Annotated in this window: 15 protein-coding genes; 7 read left to right on the forward strand and 8 right to left on the reverse strand. The window is 53.5% G+C overall.

Annotated elements, in window-relative coordinates; genetic code table 11:
* Window positions 1–77: 77 nt before the first annotated feature.
* Window positions 78–545, reverse strand: a complete 468-nt coding sequence (locus J2I46_RS24855; protein WP_207331793.1) for a hypothetical protein — start codon at window positions 543–545, stop codon at window positions 78–80.
* Between the two features lie 383 nt (window positions 546–928).
* On the opposite strand from J2I46_RS24855, the gene J2I46_RS24860 reads away from it, so the two are divergent.
* From J2I46_RS24860 to J2I46_RS24870, 3 genes are read left to right on the forward strand one after another with little or no spacing between them, the layout of a single operon-like run.
* The gene (locus J2I46_RS24860; RefSeq protein WP_207331794.1) at window positions 929–1,576 is read left to right on the forward strand and encodes a hypothetical protein; all 648 of its coding nucleotides are present in this window, start codon (window positions 929–931) and stop codon (window positions 1,574–1,576) included.
* Between the two features lie 55 nt (window positions 1,577–1,631).
* Window positions 1,632–2,438 carry a PD-(D/E)XK nuclease-like domain-containing protein gene (locus J2I46_RS24865; RefSeq protein ID WP_310589079.1) on the forward strand — a complete coding sequence of 269 codons (807 nt, stop codon included), beginning with the start codon at window positions 1,632–1,634 and terminating at the stop codon, window positions 2,436–2,438.
* Between the two features lie 36 nt (window positions 2,439–2,474).
* A complete protein-coding gene (locus J2I46_RS24870; RefSeq protein WP_229379939.1) occupies window positions 2,475–2,882 on the forward strand; it encodes a hypothetical protein in 408 nt (135 codons plus the stop codon).
* Window positions 2,883–2,945: 63 nt separating this feature from the next.
* Here J2I46_RS24870 and J2I46_RS24875 read toward each other — a convergent pair whose 3' ends face one another.
* On the reverse strand, window positions 2,946–4,073 hold the full coding sequence (locus J2I46_RS24875; RefSeq protein WP_207331795.1) for a lactonase family protein: 1,128 nt from the start codon (window positions 4,071–4,073) through the stop codon (window positions 2,946–2,948).
* 93 nt (window positions 4,074–4,166) lie between these two features.
* On the opposite strand from J2I46_RS24875, the gene J2I46_RS24880 reads away from it, so the two are divergent.
* On the forward strand, window positions 4,167–4,820 hold the full coding sequence (locus tag J2I46_RS24880) for a hypothetical protein (RefSeq protein ID WP_207331796.1): 654 nt from the start codon (window positions 4,167–4,169) through the stop codon (window positions 4,818–4,820).
* 91 nt (window positions 4,821–4,911) lie between these two features.
* Here the strand turns inward: J2I46_RS24880 and J2I46_RS24885 are convergent, their stop codons facing one another.
* Window positions 4,912–5,628, reverse strand: a complete 717-nt coding sequence (locus tag J2I46_RS24885) for a LexA family transcriptional regulator (RefSeq protein ID WP_207331797.1) — start codon at window positions 5,626–5,628, stop codon at window positions 4,912–4,914.
* Between the two features lie 122 nt (window positions 5,629–5,750).
* On the opposite strand from J2I46_RS24885, the gene J2I46_RS24890 reads away from it, so the two are divergent.
* Window positions 5,751–7,019, forward strand: a complete 1,269-nt coding sequence (locus J2I46_RS24890; RefSeq protein ID WP_207331798.1) for a DNA polymerase Y family protein — start codon at window positions 5,751–5,753, stop codon at window positions 7,017–7,019.
* A 112-nt stretch (window positions 7,020–7,131) separates the two neighbouring features.
* On the opposite strand, the gene J2I46_RS24895 is transcribed toward J2I46_RS24890, so the two are convergent.
* The 4 genes from J2I46_RS24895 to J2I46_RS24910 all read right to left on the reverse strand — a co-directional run bounded on the left by J2I46_RS24895 (window position 7,132) and on the right by J2I46_RS24910 (window position 13,439).
* Complete coding sequence (locus J2I46_RS24895) at window positions 7,132–7,404, reverse strand: DUF3784 domain-containing protein (RefSeq protein WP_262898054.1); 273 nt, start codon at window positions 7,402–7,404, stop codon at window positions 7,132–7,134.
* A 262-nt stretch (window positions 7,405–7,666) separates the two neighbouring features.
* Entirely contained in the window at window positions 7,667–10,150 is a 2,484-nt protein-coding gene (locus J2I46_RS24900) for an OmpA family protein (protein WP_207331800.1), read from the reverse strand.
* A 100-nt stretch (window positions 10,151–10,250) separates the two neighbouring features.
* Entirely contained in the window at window positions 10,251–11,897 is a 1,647-nt protein-coding gene (locus tag J2I46_RS24905; protein WP_229379940.1) for a T9SS type B sorting domain-containing protein, read from the reverse strand.
* Window positions 11,898–12,254: 357 nt separating this feature from the next.
* Window positions 12,255–13,439, reverse strand: a complete 1,185-nt coding sequence (locus J2I46_RS24910) for a CaiB/BaiF CoA transferase family protein (protein WP_207331802.1) — start codon at window positions 13,437–13,439, stop codon at window positions 12,255–12,257.
* A 230-nt stretch (window positions 13,440–13,669) separates the two neighbouring features.
* On the opposite strand from J2I46_RS24910, the gene J2I46_RS24915 reads away from it, so the two are divergent.
* Window positions 13,670–14,470, forward strand: a complete 801-nt coding sequence (locus tag J2I46_RS24915; RefSeq protein ID WP_229379941.1) for a hypothetical protein — start codon at window positions 13,670–13,672, stop codon at window positions 14,468–14,470.
* 10 nt (window positions 14,471–14,480) lie between these two features.
* Here J2I46_RS24915 and J2I46_RS24920 read toward each other — a convergent pair whose 3' ends face one another.
* A complete protein-coding gene (locus tag J2I46_RS24920) occupies window positions 14,481–15,326 on the reverse strand; it encodes an alpha-1,2-fucosyltransferase (RefSeq protein ID WP_207331803.1) in 846 nt (281 codons plus the stop codon).
* 405 nt (window positions 15,327–15,731) lie between these two features.
* On the opposite strand from J2I46_RS24920, the gene carB reads away from it, so the two are divergent.
* Window positions 15,732–18,605 (forward strand): carbamoyl-phosphate synthase large subunit, encoded by a 2,874-nt coding sequence (gene carB, locus J2I46_RS24925; protein ID WP_207331804.1) that lies wholly within the window; start codon window positions 15,732–15,734, stop codon window positions 18,603–18,605.
* The last annotated feature ends 38 nt before the right edge of the window (window positions 18,606–18,643 follow it).

Genomic DNA, 18,643 nt, shown 5'->3' on the forward strand with positions numbered 1-18,643 from the left:
GGGGCGTTGCCCCAGAGAATTCTAATCGAATTCCCGGCGCAACGCCCCTTTTTATCACAGACAAGATTGCCTGCCTACTATTCTTTTCCGGCTTTATCGTCGTACCCCTTGTTGTGCGGGTCATACTGGCGGGTTGGATCATCGCCCTGCTCCAGGTACGTTGCATCGCCCCGGTGCAACAACGCTTCGTCTGACGGGTTGTCGGGAATACTTTCCAGATGTTTTGCTTCGCCATCGCTCATGCCGCGTGGGGCAACATGATTCGGGTTCAGTTTATTCGGGTCAATATCCCATTCCTGATACGTACCCAGGCTTTCGCCAGCGGGTGCATCCGGGTTGTTGTCGCCAAATGTTTCAGCCCGCGTGTTGGCCACATAGTCACGATTCTGGTCGTCCATGTCGGCACCGGCGGTGCTGTCTTTATAGGCGTTGGTACCGACCCCTTCTGATTCGTGCCCATAATCAGATTGTTCCTGCTGGTTGGGGTTTTTTGAGTAATACTCGGGGTCGACGTTATCGGGGTCGAAAGGCGATTTGGTTGCCATAGCGTTGAGGGATTTGTTTGCCTCTATAACCCCGACCGTTCACGACTTGTTTTGACAGCCGAAAATCGTTGTTTCGGGCCTTTCTTCCGATAAGGTATATTACAAGTAAAACAGTGTTGCGATTGGCTTGTTTTTTAGCGGGCCAGCCTACCCGATAAGGGTGCTTGAAGGCATTTAGGGCTAGTATCAGGCAACAATTAAGGGGTAAAACAGAGGGGAGTGTAACTAGGCAGACTTGAGGCGTCTTATGCGATAAAAAACGCAGACTATATTTTTCTATTTGACTATCTATGCGTATCTTTAAACCAGTAAACAACACCCCTATAAAAGGCAAAAGGGGTCTCAACCGGACCCCCTGCTCGAACAGTAAACAACAAATACTAATGAACACGCAAAACAAGAACACAATCGAGACATTTCAAAACGCTCAGGTGGTTAAACCGTACCAAATGATTCACGAGGGTACGGGTGAGGTGGTCAGTCGGTACAAGTATCTGGAGGGTCATCCGCGCCAATATCGGTTCGATGCCAAAGAAGGTGTGTTCAATATCAACGGCTCGGAGAAGCTCGGCCGCACGCTAACGTTCCAGCCGGTTGCCTGGCGCATTTTTACGGATAACATCCTGAATATGGGCACAAAGAACTGGGCAGAACTCTTTTTCATCGACGAAAAAAACTGCGTATCAGCCGTACTTTTTCACGGCTATTCGGTCGATAATATTTTCCGGCTTATTGAGCCATTGTACTACGACGACCTCACCCTGGCCGACGTAGTTATTACGGCTGTGGCCGAGAAAAAAGAGAATAATAAAATTCAGCCCAAAGGGGTTTATTACATCGCCAACTTTTCCTACAAGATGGCCAATCCGGAGAAATCAGCCGAACTCAAGCAATTTGCTCAGGATTACAAGGTGTTCCGGCAGGAAACACTAACCGACATCGCAAACATAAAAACGGCGTTCAATTACTACAACCCGTTTGCCCACGCCATTGACGAGCCCACCTCAGGGTTGCTGGCCGCCGGAGTTTAATAAGTTAAGCGTTCTCCTCACCCCCAGCCGGGGGTGAGGGCCTCCCTACTCACGTATGACTCCATCCCTGCAATACGACAAGCCGTCTCCGATGGCTTCGTCGCCCGGACGGGTATTGACTACCCGCGACGCCGGCCTTGACTACCGCGAGCTGCCGCGTATTTCCAATTCAGACCTGACCCGGATCAAAGAAGAACAGGTAGGCTATCAACTGGCGGCAAGTCGCTGGGCTACTGAGCGCACCCGCAGCTTCGGCAAGGCATTTCACCAGCACCTGCTCGAGCCTGAGTCAGTAGCAACGGTGCTGGAGCAGTTATTACCTGACCTGACCAACAGCCGCCTAACCAGTAGTGAACAGAATAAGCTCGATGGCCTGATGGATGCCGTGCGCCACGACGCATTCTGCCGCCGGTATCTGCGGATGGCTGAACGTGGACGCACAGGGCTGGAAGCGGCCGAAGCGGAACGCGAGCGAGTTGTGCTGTTCACCGACCCCACCACGAAACTGGCCTGCAAGTCCCGCCTCGATCTGGTGTATACCAGCCCGAAACGGCAGAACACGCTGATCTTCGATTTTAAAACCACATCGGCACGTACCCAGGCGCAGTTTCTGCAAAGCTGCTACGATTACGACTACGACCGGCAGGCGGCCTTCTACCTCGACAGCCTTCGCTTCGCCGATGGACACGAGTGGGCCACCACCAGACGGTTCCGATTTGTGTTTGTGGGCGTGATGAAAGACAAGCCGCATCGCCTCTTCGCTGTTGATGCTACTTCACTGCCGGGATTCGTTGACTATGGCCGGAAAAAATACCGCTTCTGGCTTAAAAAGTGGCAGGAAACCAACGGATTAACGGATTAATCAGTGCGGTTTTTTGTTCTATAGAAACAACAGACTATGAACGAAACAACGCCATCAACCTCCCCTTTAGTGGCTCAGTTGACCGACACCGCCGCGCTGAAAGCGATGCTGTTGTCTGTACGGCCATCGCCGATTCAGTTCGACTGGGGGACCGATAATCTGGTGCTCTGGATTGACGATCTGAGCATCGCAGGTACGTTGCTTGATCAGATGCGGGAGGTGATCAGTCGGGTGGGTTTCGCCATTGAGTTGGAAACCGGCTGGGACCACCGCACCGATGAGGCGATGTATCATCCGCTCTACGGCTACCGCATTCTGCTGCGCGATGCCAATGGCCTCTGGCACGGCGTTCGGGTAACCCCATCCGGTGAGTTCGTCGATACGCTTCCACTTGAAGAGATCAACTACGAAATCGCCTACGATAAGGTGATGTGGATTGATTGAACCGAATAAGAGTACGCAGATTTAAGGAGCTGATCCGTTGAATCTGCGTACTATTCCCCCCTTTTATTGCCCTGAGATGACGCAGACGGGGGCGGGGATTTTTAGTTCCTGACCAGCGGCGGTAAGCATGCCCGTACTGGCGTTGCGCCGGAACACCACCAGGTTATCGGATTCCTGATTAGCCACGATCACAAACTGTCCGCGTGGATCGATCCAGAAATTGCGGGGCGTTTTGCCACCCGTAGGTACGTGCCCGATCAGCGTAGGTATACCCGTGTTGCCGATCTTCAGCACCGCCAACGCATTATGCCCCCGGTTCGACTGGTATATGTAATTCCCCGTGGCGTCGATGTGAATATCGGCAGATGTGTTGTTGCCCGTGAAACCAGCCGGGAGCGTAGCAATGCCTTCCCTGAGCAGTGTGAGCGAGCCCGTTTTAGGGTTGCGGGCAAACACAGCCATCGATGAGGTCAACTCTTCAACCAGATACGCAAAGCGGCCGTTGGGGTGAAACGCCATATGGCGCGGGCCTGAGCCTTTCTTCACCGTTACAAACGGCGTGGCATTGGGTACGGGTTTCGTTCCGCCAAGGTTATAGATATAAACCCGGTCGTTGCCCAGATCGGCAACGTATACGTGCCTGCCATCTGGCGAAACGGTGGCCGAGTGGGCATGCGGTGCATCCTGGCGGGGGTTAGCCGGGTTATTGCCGGCATATTTGACCCGTTCAACCAGCGAACCCAGCTTTCCATCCGTGGCAATGGGCAAGGCTGTGAACACGCCGTCACCGTAGGCCGATACAAACGCCATCGTTCCCGATTTATTGATGCTGACATGACAGGGTCCTGCGCCATCTGTCGCCTGCTGATTTAGCAATTGCAACGTACCTGTAGTCTTATCTACCGAATAGGTATTGGCTCCGGCTGCACCACCATCTGCCTCATTCACAGCATAGAGGTATTTTTTTGACGGGTGCAACGCCAGGAACGAAGGGTTCTGGCTGTTTTTGGCCGAACCAGCCAGGGATAGCGCGCCCGTTCTCCGGTCGAACTGAACGATGTAGATTCCCTCGCTGCCCCGCGTTGAATACGTACCCACATAGAGCCGGTCGGTTGGTGAAGTAGATTGTGCCTGGGTGCGCGATACCATGCCAACGGCTATGAGGGCGGCAAAAAAAGCGAAGCGTTTCATGTGATAAGTCGTTACTAAAAAGTAGGTTAAAAGTCTTTACTCGGGATGGTTTTGTCGAAACAGATCGGCAACCTTGCCTTCTTTACCAAACACATGATGACACACAACCTGTTTAGACGGCCAAAACTAACACTAGCTTGCCTGCTTTTAAGCACAGCTAGCGCCGTTGCTCAACTTGGTACACTTCCCAAAGCGGTACCTGCAACAGCTACGCCGGCCCCGGCCGTACCTTCTGCTGCCGATTCTGTTGCGCACAAGCTCGACCAGGCCGTTATTGCCAGCACAAATGGCGATAAAACTGCAGCAGTGACCGGCCTCAACGAGGGCGTTGCCGCCGCCGAAGCACAAGCCGCTATCAGCAAAGGCGATTTCAAAGAGAAGCTAATGAGTCAGACTGGTGCGCTGAAGCAATTGATTCCAGGCGTGGCGAGTGGGGCTGTATCGGGAAATATGCTGGCCAAAGCCGTTTCGCTCGTAAAAATGGCGCTGGGGGCCAATCAGATCAGTAGCCTGCTTGGTGGTGGCGGAAGCCTGCTCAGCTCGGCAGGAGCTCTTACAGGTGGCCTGAACCTGCTAAAAGGAGGGTTACCCTCGCTGGGTGGTCAGGCAGCCTCTACGGGTGGTTCGCTCATCAGCACGGCACTATCAGGAGTTAGCAAGCTGGGTGGCCTCGGTGGTGCTGCCGCCGAACCGGCCGTAAAACAGCAGTTGGGTGGCGTACTCAATTTCGCGAAGGGAATTTTATAACGAGTCGATAGTCGTAAGTCAATAGTGGCGCTGCTATATCCCAATCTGGTGATACGGCAGCGCCACTATTGAATTACGACTATCGACTTAGTTACTCCACTGGCGAATCAACGATGCTGATGATTTTCCAGATGCCGCGCAGGTCTTTATGACCAACCGTGACACTACCCCCCAGCGGATTGTCGGAGTGGAGCGTGAGGTACCGTTTGGTCATCAGTTCGTTGTCACGAATGCGTTTCACCACAAAATAATCGCGGTACATGACTGCATAAATCCCGCCCGACTGGTATTCCCAGTTGCTTTGGTCAACCTGCTCGGCCAGTACTTTGGCACCGTTGCCAAGCTGGGGCGTCATGCTATTCCCTGAAATTTCGATCACAACCACCGGCTTGTTCGACCGAACAGACGAACTACGAACCCGGTAGGTATCCATGTCCATCTTGCGGAACCCTTCTGTATAGGTTTCCACGAAGCTGGCGTAAAACTTAATAGGGACAAACGGTACCTCGATCAGGTTCTCATCGGTTACAATAAACTTGCTATTACCCCCATCGGTACCGTCGGCCAGAACGGGCATAATGCCGCGCAGCAGAAAATCGGCCCGAATTTGCGGGTAGCAGGCCAGTAAACTCATTATTGTATCATATGATGGTTTTGCCCGACCACTCAGAATGTTATAAAACTTCGATGGATTCTCGCCTAAGTCTTTGGAAATCTGATAGATGGTCATTCCCAGCGCATCAAATACCTGCTTGAGCCGATCCTGAATTGTTTCCACTGCCTCGATGTTTATGGCACAGTCTTCCATTTTTATATTATAAAATTTGGATAGTGTGTTGTAAGTAAAATATATTGCACCCGTTCAATGCAAGTTTACAACAAATTACTATCAAAAGGAAAGCATACCCTATGAGTTTTAGCTGATATTTCATGAATGACAACCGCCTGCGTACCCATCTTGAGCCAACGGTGCTTTTTGTCGATATGAACAGCTTTTTCGCCAGCTGCGAACAGCAGGATAACTACTGGCTGCGGGGGCGGCCAATCGCCGTATGTGTGTATACCGGTGCTCGTGGCTGCGTCATTGCGCCATCGATCGAAGCCAAATTACGGGGCGTAAAAACCGGAATGCGACTCGACGAAGCCATGAGCATTTGCCCCGAGCTTGTTCCGGTTGAGACAAGCCCCGACCGCTACCGAGCCTACCACGTCAAACTCATCAGTGTATTCAAACGTTTCTCCGACGATGTACTTCCAAAAAGCATCGACGAAGCCGTTATCGACTTGACGCGTTATCAGCTTGCTTACAAGAGCATGCCCGAGGTAGCACAGCGCATCAAGCACGCTATCCGTACCGACGTGGGCGATTACCTGCGCTGTTCGATTGGCATTGCGCCCAACGCCTTCCTGGCCAAGCTGGCCTCGACCCTTCAGAAACCAGACGGGCTGGTCACGATCTCGCCCGCCAACATCGACGAGGTGCTGGGTAAACTCGCTCTCACCGACCTGCCCGGCATTGGCCATGCTATGGCTACCCGCCTACAAGCCGGTACTATCAACTCGCCGCTCGAACTCCGCTATGCCTCGCCCGATCGATTAAAACTTGTTTGTAAAAGCATTATCGGCTGGCACTGGCACCTGCGGCTCAATTTTGGTGGCGAAGTTGATCTGGCGGCTCATGCCTATAAACAAATGCAGGCCATCCGCTCTGTCTCGACCGGGCAGCGGCAATCGCTTGAACAGATGACAACGATTCTGCGTACGCTCTGTCTGACGCTGGAACGACGCATGGTGCATCAAAAAGTATTCTGCCGCCGGTTGCAGGGCTGGGTACGTTACAGCAACGGTAAACGATACGAGGACGGACTGACATTCAGTATTCCGATGCAGGATGGCATTGAGCTATTCGATTTGCTGTGCAGCCGCATGCAACGCTATCAGGAGGCCCATCAATGCGGCCCGTTGCTCAACGCCGATGTTCGGCAGATTGGCATGGGTGTCAGCGACTTTATGCCAGCCGAGAGTGTGCAATATACTCTGTTTGAGGATAATACCCGCAAAGATAAGTTCAGGGAAACGCTAAACGCCATTAAGGAGCGTTTTGGTAAAAACAGCCTCATCCGCGCTACTGAGCTCCGTGGCGAATCGGTAAAAGACCTTATCGGGTTCGGTTCTATCAAGGATCTGCACGAGTGGTGAGGCTATACGAGTAGTTCTACAAGTGTTTATCAGCGCCCTCTGCGCCTGTATTCATGCGTAATACCCGCTCAGGCCAATGATTGAACAAGGTCAGGTACGTCATCAGGGCCTCTTACTTGTAATACCTTTGAGCACCCGCCAATGCTACTACGCCGCTGATCATTGATAGTATCATGAAAGCAGTAAAGGCGAACAGATCCGATGTAGCAGACAGGAACAGGTAATTCATCAGCGCAATTACCAGGGCTAACAAACCCGTCATCATCGCACATTTTCCCATCCAGATGGCTAGCCCTTTACGGTTTTTAACAAGGCCGGGGTCATAGCCCGCAATCAAATTAGCCAGCCTGAACTTCACAATTATGGCACCCATGACGATGAACAATACCCCAACGATAGTAAAACTACTGTTGCTACCATCTCATTAACTTATTTACAACCAGATAATCTTCTGCCGACCAACGCAATTTGCAACCATTCCGGCCATCTCCTATAATCATTTGCAACACGCTTGCACCATTCGTGCCTTGTGAGCTACCAAATGTAAGCCAGAGTTACACCAAATATGCTGTTTATCTGCACACCCTGGCAGCGAAGCACGCAGTGGTGAACGTATCTGGTTTGGCACTTGCGAACGAAGCAGCCAGCTATTTGATGGCCAGTACTTTGAATTCGGTGCGTCGGTTGCGCTGATGTTCGTTTTCGGTACAGATTACGCCGTCGGTGCAGTTGTTGACCAGCATCGATTCGCCGTAGCCGATGGCCAGCATCCGGTTGCGGCTAATGCCTTTCGACGCCAAATAATCGGCCACGGCTTTTGCTCGCCGGGTCGACAGCTCTTTGTTATGACCAGCATCGCCCCGGCTGTCGGTGTGCGACCGAATTTCGACCACCAGCGATGGATATCGCCGCATCGTTGCCAGCATTTTATCGAGTTCGCGGGCGGCATCCGGGCGGATGGTTGAGTTGCCCAGATCATAATAGATCTTGTCGGTCGTGACTACATCGCCTACGTGCAACATTCTGACCATAGCCACCAATTCTTTGGGTTTCGATTTTTTGGCCACCTTTTTCACCTTACTGGTGCTGGTACCGTAAGTTGGCTTGCTGGCAGTGAGGGTGTAATCGCAGCCCTCCATGATATCGAATTCGTACATACCGTTGGTGTCGGTAACGGCCGTCTCTATCCGGCCGTTGCAGTCGTTCCGTAATTTCATCACAACGCCCTCGATGGGTGTTCCGTCCCGTTCGCCCAGCACCGTACCCCGCACACGGGAACTGGTGAGCGGGCGCGAGGGTTTAGTTGCCTCCACAAACACGGTATCTACAATGACGGTAGGTCGCATCATCGACATCTCGAGCCGGGATGGCTGATCATCTGTAAGATCACGGGTTGATAAACCAATGGTGCTGTTGATGTAGCCGTCGCGCGAGGCGGTGAACAGGTAATCACTTTCCGCGTCTACGCATAATTTCACCAGGCCATTTTTGTCGGCCATCAGCACCTGATCGGTCTGGCCCACGCGTTTGCCCCTGGCAGTGACTACCACACTATCAATGGGCATGTCGGTTGTTACATCGAAGATGCGCAGGGTGAGGTCTCGGCAGCCGAACAGGGAGCTTTCGCGGGTGAAGCGAAACAGATCATCAGACCCATTCCGATTACTGCTGAAATAACCCGTCTGGCGGACTCCGTCTGTGATGAGGCCGAAATCGTCTCCTATCGAATTGATGGGTGCGTCGATCGTCTCTACCGCCCGAACGGCCGGGCCGTCCATCGCCGCGTAAAAAACATCAAGGCCACCCACGCCCCGCCGACCATCCGTTGAGAAATAGAGGTTTCCGTTTTCATCGGCAAAAGGAAACAGCTCGTTGCCTTTCGTATTGATCGTTGGCCCCAGGTTGACCGGTTCGCTCCAGCGGTTGTTGAGCCAGCGCGACACATAGAGGTCTGTTCCGCCCAGGCCTCCAGGCATATCAGACGCAAAGAACAACAGCTGATCGGGTGTACCATCACGGCCTTTGCACAGGGCCGGGTGCCCAACCGAATAGTCATCGCTGTTGAAGGGCAGCTCGGTTATGTCAGACCAGGTACCGTTGATTTGCCGGGCGGTATATAGCTTCAGCTTGTTAACGTTTTCTTCGCTGGTCTTCGCCTTACCGTTGTTGTAATTGTTGCGGGTAAAAATGATCTGGGAACCATCGGCCGAGAACGTGGCGGGGCCTTCGTGGTATTTCGTGTTGAGCGACTGGGCAAACTGTTTGCTGGGGTTCACGGGCCTTTTATCATACCCAAGTCCCTGCGCCACATTAATGCCGCCCTGGAAGGTGGCTGATGTTCGCGAATCGTTGGCCGTGGGCGCTGTATATTGATCGTTACCAACGGGGCGTGGCCCCGCCGACAGCCGGGCTGCTGCGGCTTCTTTCTTGGTGTCGATGACCTCGCCTTCAGCGTTTATTCGCCGTTTGGCCGTCAGTTGCGACCGGTTAGGTACGTAGATCAGGTCGAGGTAACCGGCGCCTCCGCCACTACCGCTTGTTTCAATGGTTGAACCACCCTTACTGCCTGCTACATACACCAGGCCATCCCGGTAGAACATGGGGCTGAATTCTTCATTGACGGTGTTCAGGCTAAGGTCTTCGAGCTGATACCGCACAGCCTCGCCCCGCGCTCCGGCCGGTCGGCCGCTGGCGGCGGTAGGAACTGATGCCAGCCGCCGGGTACGTTGCTGCTCATACAAGGCCTGATATTTTTCATACTGTTCCTGGGCCTCCACAAATTTGCCGTTACTGGCCAGCGTCTGTGCGTAAGCCAACACGGCCACGGGTTTCTCCTGACCGGGCGTTAAAGCCGACTGCCACTCCCGAAACATACGCTCGGCCTTTACATTGTCGCCTACTGCCCGGTATGCCTGCGCCAGCGAGGCCTGGATGCCACTACGTTGTGCAGACACAATTCTGGGGTCGTTCAGTAGCTGCGTATACAAATCAATGGCACGCCCATAGGCTTTGTAGCTTAGCATCCGATCAGCCTGAATCAACAGGGAGTCGGGCTGTTGCACAGGACGAGCAGCTGCCAGGCTACTGCCAAGTAAGAGCAAGCAAACAAATACATAATATAGCCGTCTCATAAGTACTAATTCGGTGTTAATCTCGCTTCGTCGTGGTCGTTGGCGGACCGGCATTTCAGGTAACGAGTTTGTCTAAATAGTTAGTCGGATAGGAGGCTGGCTATCGGGCTATTGTTAAAAACCGGACATACTCACGACCGTCGCTGATGCGAACTACGTAGAAGTAGGTGCCATCGGGCAGCCCCTGGTTCGCTGTCGTGTTGATGCCCTGATTTGTCTGCCCTCCCCAATCGTTTTTATAGTTGGTATCTGCATATACCCGGTGCCCCCACCGGTTGAAAATCTCCAGGTCAACGGTGGCTCCTCTGGGGGTTCCCTGAACAACAAAGTAGTCATTTATGCCATCACCGTTTGGTGAAAAACCCTCGGGTATAAATATACTTCCTCCATCGATAACATCAGGCTGTTTGACGACCAGATTTGTACTATCGGTAGTAGCTGGTGTATTGGTTTGCGAGAGGGTGACGGCCAGCCTGGCCATTCCTGCTACACAGGGTCCGGCTCCATCCGGATCGGGCGTTATTAGTGCAAACGTCACGGTGCCGCGCTGCCGGTCTGATTCAGAAGCAACGTATCGGGGGCGCAACGTCTTCTGATCGGTAAACAGGCCAGTACCCGAACAGGTCCAGGCAGAATCGAGCCTGATGGCATCTATCCCAACACCCCGAAGCCGGGCTTTCAGACAAACAACGCCCCGCTTCTGATCCAGCGAATCGAGCGAAAGGCTGACCAGATGCGGGCTACTCAGACAGGGGGCAATTCCGTTGGCACACGTTGTAATCAGCACTGACACCGCAACGGGCTGGCTAAGGCACCCTGCCCGGTTTCTGGCCGACACGTAGTACATACCAGCCAACACGGCACCCGGCGCGGCTACTTCAGGCGAATCAATAGTAGGGCCCGTTCGGAATACATACGCCAGCGATGGCTGAAATGATGGCCCAATGGCGGTAGACAGATCGGCCGTCAGGAACGGACAGGTATTCTGTACCAGGGTCTGGTTTAGCGGTGTGGCGCGGGCGGGCTGGACCGCCAGCATTAATACATTGGAGCTATCACTCCGGCACGTACCTACCTGGCATATAGCGCGTAGCCGTATGCTCTGGCTTGGCGTAAACGTACGGTTCGTCCCAACTGCCCCATCTGACCAACGTACCTGACCGGCACATTCGCTGGCAGCAAGTTGAACCGATTGACCGGCGCACAACTCACCTTCACCCGTTACCCGCACCAGCGTAGGTACGTTGGGGGTAGCCACCTGGAGCGCCAGTTGCACCGAGGGTATACTGGCACAACCTTCATGCAGGCAGGTAGCCTGATAAACGGTAGTTTGCTGTACCCGTACCGTAGGCGTAGCGCCGGTCAGGGTTGAATCAGACCAGCGAATGGTACCGGCGCAGTTGGCGGCAGTAATCGTGGCTGCATCACCGGCACAAAGAGTGGGTGTATCTGTCGTTAGCTTCGGTGCTTCGGGGGTTCCAACGGTAACGGTGTAGGCATCGGCGAAGCAACTGAGGCACCCTTCCGGCAGGCGGCAGATTGCCGTGTAGCGGGTGGTCTGGTAGGGCGTTACCCGAATACCCGCTCCCTGTTCTCCTGTCGACCAGATAACGGTGCCAAGGCAACCCGTTGCCGTAAGCTTTACGGTTTCTCCCTGGCAGATTTTAGGTCGTTCGCCAGTGATAATAGGCGGGCCTGGGGTCTGGCAGGTTAGCGATAAAGGACCAGTGCCGATTGGCGATGCCAAGGCCCATATCGATGGGATCAGCGCCAGTAAGCATAGTATCGTAAACCTAATAGCGTTCAATGTATACGTTTTCACCAAGCAACTCATGATTTATACTCACGTTTGCTTGTACGACGAAATTTCATGCCAAGCTTGACTATAGCCAGCGTATCTCCTTTTTACGGGGTTAGGGGCTGGTTTACCTCTCTTTTCTTACCTGAATGCATCTGTAAAAACCAATCTGATTTAGGTGCGCCAGAACCTCATAAATCATGCCAGAGAAGGATAATTTAACCCATGTAGATTACTAGACTATTATCTCTTAAGACCACATAAAGGCAATAAGTCACATGTATCCCAGTCTAAAATAAATTACCTTCAGGCGGTAGGTTCGCCCAACACGTCGGCTGTGTCTGCACCCAGCACCGGAGCTGGCCAGGCAGGATGGGCAGGCGTAGCCGAGAACTTGATGGGCACCCCAACCGCGGCCACTGGCCCCGCCACGGGATGCTGCTGGGCAATAATCATTCGTCGGGCGTGCAGATGCGGGTCATTGGCCAGTTGATCGAGCGTTAATATGGGCGTAATCAACAGATCGTACTCAATGCCGAGTTGTACCCACTCTGATTGGGTACGTTCACTAATCAGCGCCTGAATCTGGCGGCGGTACTGATCAGCCTCATCGGAACTCTGAGGAAGCATAAAGCCAGGCCAGTCAGGCCGATTCATAACTGCACAGAACTTCTGCCAGAATTTCGGCTCTAACGTACCCAGAGCAACGTACCTGAACACTGCATTACCCGAGTCTGGATCTATCTCATCACGGCAGCGGTACACGCCATAGTTGGGCTGTCCGCCCGACAGCGGCATCCGGCCCTGCTCGGGTACTATGCCCGTGCCGGCGAACATAGCGTAGGCCACCGATAGCAACGGCATCACGCAGTCGGTCATCGACACATCTACGTGCTGGCCTTCGCCGGTTTGCTGCCTGGCATAAACCGCTGCCAGCGTAGCCATCACACAGCCATATGAGCCACCGGCAATATCGGCCAGCTGAACGCCGGGTATGACCGGTGGCTGGTCTGGTTCGCCCGTCAGGCTCAGCACGCCCGACAGGCCCAGGTAGTTCAGATCATGCCCGGCCAGGTGCGCGTAAGGCCCTGTTTGTCCGTAACCCGTTACCGACACGTAGATGAGCTGCGGATTACGGGCGTGAACCGCCTCGTAGCCCAGTCCCAGCCGGTCAAGCTGGCCGGGGCGAAACTGCTCAACCAGCACATCGGCCGTGTCGATAAGTTTCAGAAAAGCGTTACGCCCTTCCTCGGTGGTATAGTCGAGCAGCACACTCTTTTTGGATCGATTGTAAGCCAGGTAGTTCACCGACTCACCGTTGATGTGTGGCGGAAACATACGTACATAATCGGGGCTGTTGGGGTTCTCAATTTTTAGTACCTCAGCGCCCATATCAGCCATTAGCATGGTCCCGAGCGGGCCGGGCAGCAGCCGGGTCAGATCAAGGATTCGTAGGCCGCACAGGGGCCCGGTAACAGGATTTCTGGACATGCAGGCAAGTTACGCCAATCCAGAGTACAAGAATATGCCCATACACGCTGGCCCTTTCTGGCCGGGACCTGCGCACAAAACACCGGCGCCAATCCTGAGAATGTGGTTATTTCCCGCCATAACATGAATGATTACTTAATACGTACTGATAGGAACTGACTAGTATGCCTTATCTCTTTATAGGCTGAGTTACGCGTATTACTTACCCACCGATCCAGTTACCAACCTCTATGAAATCAGCTCTAGTAGTTGTTTTGTGTGTCTTATTGGGTACGCAGTCCGGTATTGCCCAATCCACTATTTCGGTGCCAGACAAAGGCACAGCCTACGTTTCCTGGGGATATAACCATGAAGCTTACTCGCGCAGTACGATTCGTTTTCAGAATACCACAACAGACAATTATGACTTTACCATAGCGAACGCGCACGCCCACGAATCGCCCGATATGCACGATTTCTGGCGCATTACGTACCTGACCATTCCGCAGTATCAGATGAACGGCGGCTACTTTTTCAAGAAGGGGAATGGCTGGGGAGTCGAGCTCTCGTGGGACCATCTGAAATACACCGTCGACGATTACCAGACAGTGCACCTACAGGGTAACATCCGGGGACAGGCCATTGACAGAGATACCTTGCTGACGCCCTCTTTTCTGCACTTGCAACACACAAACGGCAACAACTATCTGATGGTCAGTGCGGTAAAGAAATGGCCCGTCTGGCAAGGCAAGCACCTCTCGCTGGATGTTGTTACCAAACTCGGGGCCGGTATGTTGTATTCGGTCACCATCTCAACCATACTTGGCAGTTCGGATAGCAAAGGGCACTTTCACCCGCAGGGCTGGGTGGCAGGTACCAACGCCGGGCTGAAACTCAACATCTACCGTCGTTTTTTTGTCCAGGGCGATGGGCAACTGGCTTTCGCCAAGTATACCGGTGCCGAGATTGGTGCCGACCGGGTTGGCCGCGCTACGCACCACTTCGTCTCGTATGCCTATATGTACCGTTTTGGTGTAAACTTCCCCCTCTAGCCTGTTCCGCCTAAAGCCGAACAAAGTGGGGCGGAAACAGATCGTCGCCGCTCCACAACCATTCATGCGTGAACGGTGTCTGGGGCGCAACGATTACGTGATCACCTGTTTCTTTCAACCAGGCCGCCCACCAGCTGAACGTACTGTTGGCGATGATCGAGTGCCGGGCGGCGTTCATCAACCTGAAATCATCGATGTCTGACAGGCCTTTTACCAGCGTCGTTGATTCAGGTAGGGTAATGTTTTCCTGCACCCAGGGCATGTCATCTGAAAAAACAAACCAGTTTAGTGATTCGTAGCGCTCCTGCAGGTAACTAATGGCCCGCTGGTAATACTCGGGTGTCAGCGTGTTGAATGTGGGGTTTGTCAGGTAATCGCCGCGCCGGATATGAACAGATACGGATGTACCCCGGCTCATCTGGTCCAGATATCGGGCAGCCTGGTCGGAAGGGGGCGTTATGATCTGAAATTCCTCCCGAATTGGCGCATGATAATCGGCGAAGTAGCGCCAGGCTTGCCAGAAACCGAGTACATACGTGTGTTTCGGAAATTTCCATACGTTGGCGTCATACTTGTTGCTACGCTCCTCAATACGTATGCGTTTATAGTATGGCCTGGTGAGGCGATGCCATTTTGTGTCGGCAAAAATATAGGTGTCCAGTTCCTGCCAGGTGGCTTCAGGAGCCTGTATGTTAAAGTGAGTCAGCCCGTATTTCCGGTGCGACGTGTTCTGTTCGTGTTGAAACCAGTACAGGTCTGTCTTGAGCGGAACGCTATGGTAGAGCGACAGAGCGCGGCCAAAGGCATATTGAAACAACTGGTTGCCTAAACCAGACGTGATACTGCTAACAATCATACGTAATCGCTTGAGATATAGTTAGATATTCGCGTCACCATACAGCGGTAAACGACCTTTTTATCTCTCAGCGTGCTCAAAGTTAAGGGGGCGGTTTGAGCTTTTCAGAATGCGATGCAGTTATAGCTCATTCGCAGCCATTCAGAAGCGACGTCTTTCTGAATCTAGTATAGCAGGCATCGTTTTTTGTCGCTGTAGCTACCTGATCTGGCTTATCGTATAGGCAACACCGCACATTTTGGTGAACCAGTGCCAGTGGTTCTCCGGAATTTAATGAAGACTATCATTGGTTTGCCTGCCATTACCCCGTACTTTTGCGGGATTTTTGCCCATACCCCTCAAGGGGAAATGGACTGAATCGGCTCGTTGTTGTCCGTCGTCCCATCTGTCTTTTAGGCTCGTATCATGCCCAAGAATTCCAACATCCGCTCGGTACTTATCATCGGCTCCGGCCCCATCGTCATTGGTCAGGCGTGTGAGTTTGACTACGCCGGTTCGCAGGCCGCCCGCTCTATTCGTGAAGAAGGTATCGAGGTATCGCTGATCAACTCCAACCCGGCCACGATCATGACCGATCCGATCAACGCCGATCATGTGTATCTGCTGCCATTGGAGAAAAAGTCGATCGTCGAGATTCTGGAGAAGCACCGGGCCATGGGCCGTCCAATCGACGCAGTACTGCCGACGATGGGTGGCCAGACAGCCCTGAATCTGGCTATCGATTGCGATAAAGTGGGGATCTGGGCGAAGTACGACGTGAAGATCATCGGCGTGGATATCAAGGCGATTGAAACCACCGAAGACCGCGAGAAATTCCGATTGCTAATGCTCGAACTAGGCGCGGGTGTCTGCAAAGGCCGCACCGCCCGGTCGTTTCTGGAAGGCAAAGAAATTGCCCAGGAAATCGGCTTCCCGCTCGTTATTCGCCCTTCGTTCACCTTGGGAGGCACCGGTGGTGGGTTCGTGAACGTACCTGAAGATTTCGACAAGGCCCTCACGGCGGGCCTCCATGCCTCGCCCGTACATGAAGTGCTTGTAGAGCAAAGCGTCATGGGCTGGAAGGAATACGAGCTCGAACTCCTTCGCGATGGCAACGGCAACTTCATCATCATCTGCTCGATCGAGAACTTCGACCCGATGGGCATTCACACCGGCGACTCCATTACGGTAGCCCCGGCCATGACCCTGCCCGACACGCTCTACCAGAAAATGCGTGACCTGTCGATCCGGGTGATGACCGGCATTGGGCAGTTTGCGGGTGGGTGTAACATCCAGTTTTCGGTGAACCCCGAAACCGACGATATCATCGTTATCGAGGTAAACCCACGCGTGAGCCGATCGTCGGCGCTGGCGTCGAAGGCAACGGGTTACCCCATCGCCAAGATATCAGCGAAAATGGCCATTGGCTATAACCTCGACGAGCTGATCAACCCTATCACCGGTACTACGTCGGCCTTCTTCGAGCCAGCTATCGATTACGTAATCGTGAAAGTACCCCGCTGGAATTTTGATAAGTTTCCGGGGGCCGACCGGTCGCTGGGCCTGCAAATGAAATCGGTGGGTGAAGCCATGGGCATTGGCCGGAATTTTCAGGAAGCCCTGCAAAAAGCCTGTCAGTCGCTCGAAATCCGGCGTAACGGCCTCGGTGCCGACGGACGGGAACTGTCTGATATAGCGGCACTGAAACAGAGTCTGGAACACCCAAGCTGGAACCGCCTGTTCCACATTTATGATGCGTTTAAGGCGGGTATGTCGTTCAGCACCATTCGGAAGCTGACCCGCATCGACCCCTGGTTCCTGCACCAGATTGAAGAGTTGATCGAGCTGGAGCGCGAGATTGAGAAATACGACCTCGACGATCTGCCTCCTGAACTGCTACGTACGGCCAAACAGAAAGGTTATGCCGACCGTCAGCTGGCGCATATTCTCCAGGTGCGGGAAAGCAAGATTTACAAATACCGGCAGGACCATAACATTCGCCGGGTGTATAAGTGTGTGGATACCTGCGCGGCCGAGTTCGAGGCAAAGACGCCTTACTATTACTCGACCTTCAATAACCAGTTGCCCATCACCCTCGACCGGCCCGAGCCTGTTTCGGATCTGCCGGGTAACGAGTCGATCCGGTCAAATCGGAAGAAGGTCGTGATTCTGGGTTCTGGTCCAAACCGGATCGGTCAGGGTATCGAGTTCGACTATTCGTGCGTACACGGCGTACTGGCCGCGAAAGAGGCGGGTTACGAAACGATCATGATCAACTGTAACCCCGAAACCGTTTCGACCGACCCCGATATTGCCGACAAGCTGTATTTCGAGCCCGTGTTCTGGGAGCACGTGCACGCCATCATCATGCACGAGCAGCCCGAGGGTGTGATTGTGCAGTTGGGTGGCCAGACAGCCTTGAAAATGGCCGAGAAACTGACCCGCTACGGCATCAAGATCATCGGCACCAGTTGGGACGCCCTCGACCTGGCCGAAGACCGGGGCCGGTTCTCGAGCCTGCTGCATGACCTCGACATTCCGTATCCGAAATTTGGTACCGTGCGCGAGTCGGAAGCCGCTATCGAGCTGTCGCGTGATCTGGGCTTCCCGCTGCTGGTTCGCCCCAGCTATGTACTGGGTGGTCAGAGCATGAAGATCGTGATCAACGAAACGGAGCTGGAACAGCACGTGATGAAGATCCTGAGCGACATTCCCGACAACAACATCCTGCTCGACCACTTCCTCGAAAACGCCATCGAAGCCGAATCAGATGCGATCTGCGACGGCGAGAACGTGTACATCATCGGTGTAATGGAGCATATCGAACCGGCGGGTATCCACTCGGGCGACTCGTATGCCCTGCTGCCTACCTTCGACCTAAGCGAGAACGTGATTCGGCAGATCGAAGAGTACACCCGGAAGATTGCCGTGGCGCTGCAAACGAAAGGGCTGATCAACATCCAGTTCGCCATCAAAGACGAGAAGGTATACGTGATCGAGGCCAATCCACGCGCCAGCCGCACGGTGCCGTTCATCTGCAAAGCCTACCAGGAGCCGTACGTGAACTACGCCACGAAAGTGATGCTGGGTGCTAAGGTGACCGACTTCACATTCAACCCGGTGAAAAAGGGCTACGCCATTAAGATTCCGGTGTTCTCATTCAGCAAATTCCCGAACGTCAACAAGGAGTTAGGCCCCGAAATGAAATCGACCGGCGAAGGCATCTACTTCATCGACGACCTCACCGATGATTTCTTCCAGAAGGTCTACGCAGAACGTAATCTGTACCTGAGCCGGTAAGGCTTGTAGGTGTTAATCTCTTTAGTGTTAGTCGCTTG

This window comes from Fibrella forsythiae (genome assembly GCF_017353175.1).
Taxonomy (GTDB): domain Bacteria; phylum Bacteroidota; class Bacteroidia; order Cytophagales; family Spirosomataceae; genus Fibrella; species Fibrella forsythiae.

What these genes read in the sequence shown, in the direction of transcription:
- J2I46_RS24855 (WP_207331793.1), bottom strand. Translation starts at nt 545, where the DNA reads ATGGCAACCAAATCGCCTTTCGACCCCGATAACGTCGACCCCGAGTAT.
- J2I46_RS24860 (WP_207331794.1), top strand. Translation starts at nt 929, where the DNA reads ATGAACACGCAAAACAAGAACACAATCGAGACATTTCAAAACGCTCAG.
- J2I46_RS24865 (WP_310589079.1), top strand. Translation starts at nt 1,632, where the DNA reads ATGACTCCATCCCTGCAATACGACAAGCCGTCTCCGATGGCTTCGTCG.
- J2I46_RS24870 (WP_229379939.1), top strand. Translation starts at nt 2,475, where the DNA reads ATGAACGAAACAACGCCATCAACCTCCCCTTTAGTGGCTCAGTTGACC.
- J2I46_RS24875 (WP_207331795.1), bottom strand. Translation starts at nt 4,073, where the DNA reads ATGAAACGCTTCGCTTTTTTTGCCGCCCTCATAGCCGTTGGCATGGTA.
- J2I46_RS24880 (WP_207331796.1), top strand. Translation starts at nt 4,167, where the DNA reads ATGATGACACACAACCTGTTTAGACGGCCAAAACTAACACTAGCTTGC.
- J2I46_RS24885 (WP_207331797.1), bottom strand. Translation starts at nt 5,628, where the DNA reads ATGGAAGACTGTGCCATAAACATCGAGGCAGTGGAAACAATTCAGGAT.
- J2I46_RS24890 (WP_207331798.1), top strand. Translation starts at nt 5,751, where the DNA reads ATGAATGACAACCGCCTGCGTACCCATCTTGAGCCAACGGTGCTTTTT.
- J2I46_RS24900 (WP_207331800.1), bottom strand. Translation starts at nt 10,150, where the DNA reads ATGAGACGGCTATATTATGTATTTGTTTGCTTGCTCTTACTTGGCAGT.
- J2I46_RS24910 (WP_207331802.1), bottom strand. Translation starts at nt 13,439, where the DNA reads ATGTCCAGAAATCCTGTTACCGGGCCCCTGTGCGGCCTACGAATCCTT.
- J2I46_RS24915 (WP_229379941.1), top strand. Translation starts at nt 13,670, where the DNA reads ATGAAATCAGCTCTAGTAGTTGTTTTGTGTGTCTTATTGGGTACGCAG.
- J2I46_RS24920 (WP_207331803.1), bottom strand. Translation starts at nt 15,326, where the DNA reads ATGATTGTTAGCAGTATCACGTCTGGTTTAGGCAACCAGTTGTTTCAA.
- carB (WP_207331804.1), top strand. Translation starts at nt 15,732, where the DNA reads ATGCCCAAGAATTCCAACATCCGCTCGGTACTTATCATCGGCTCCGGC.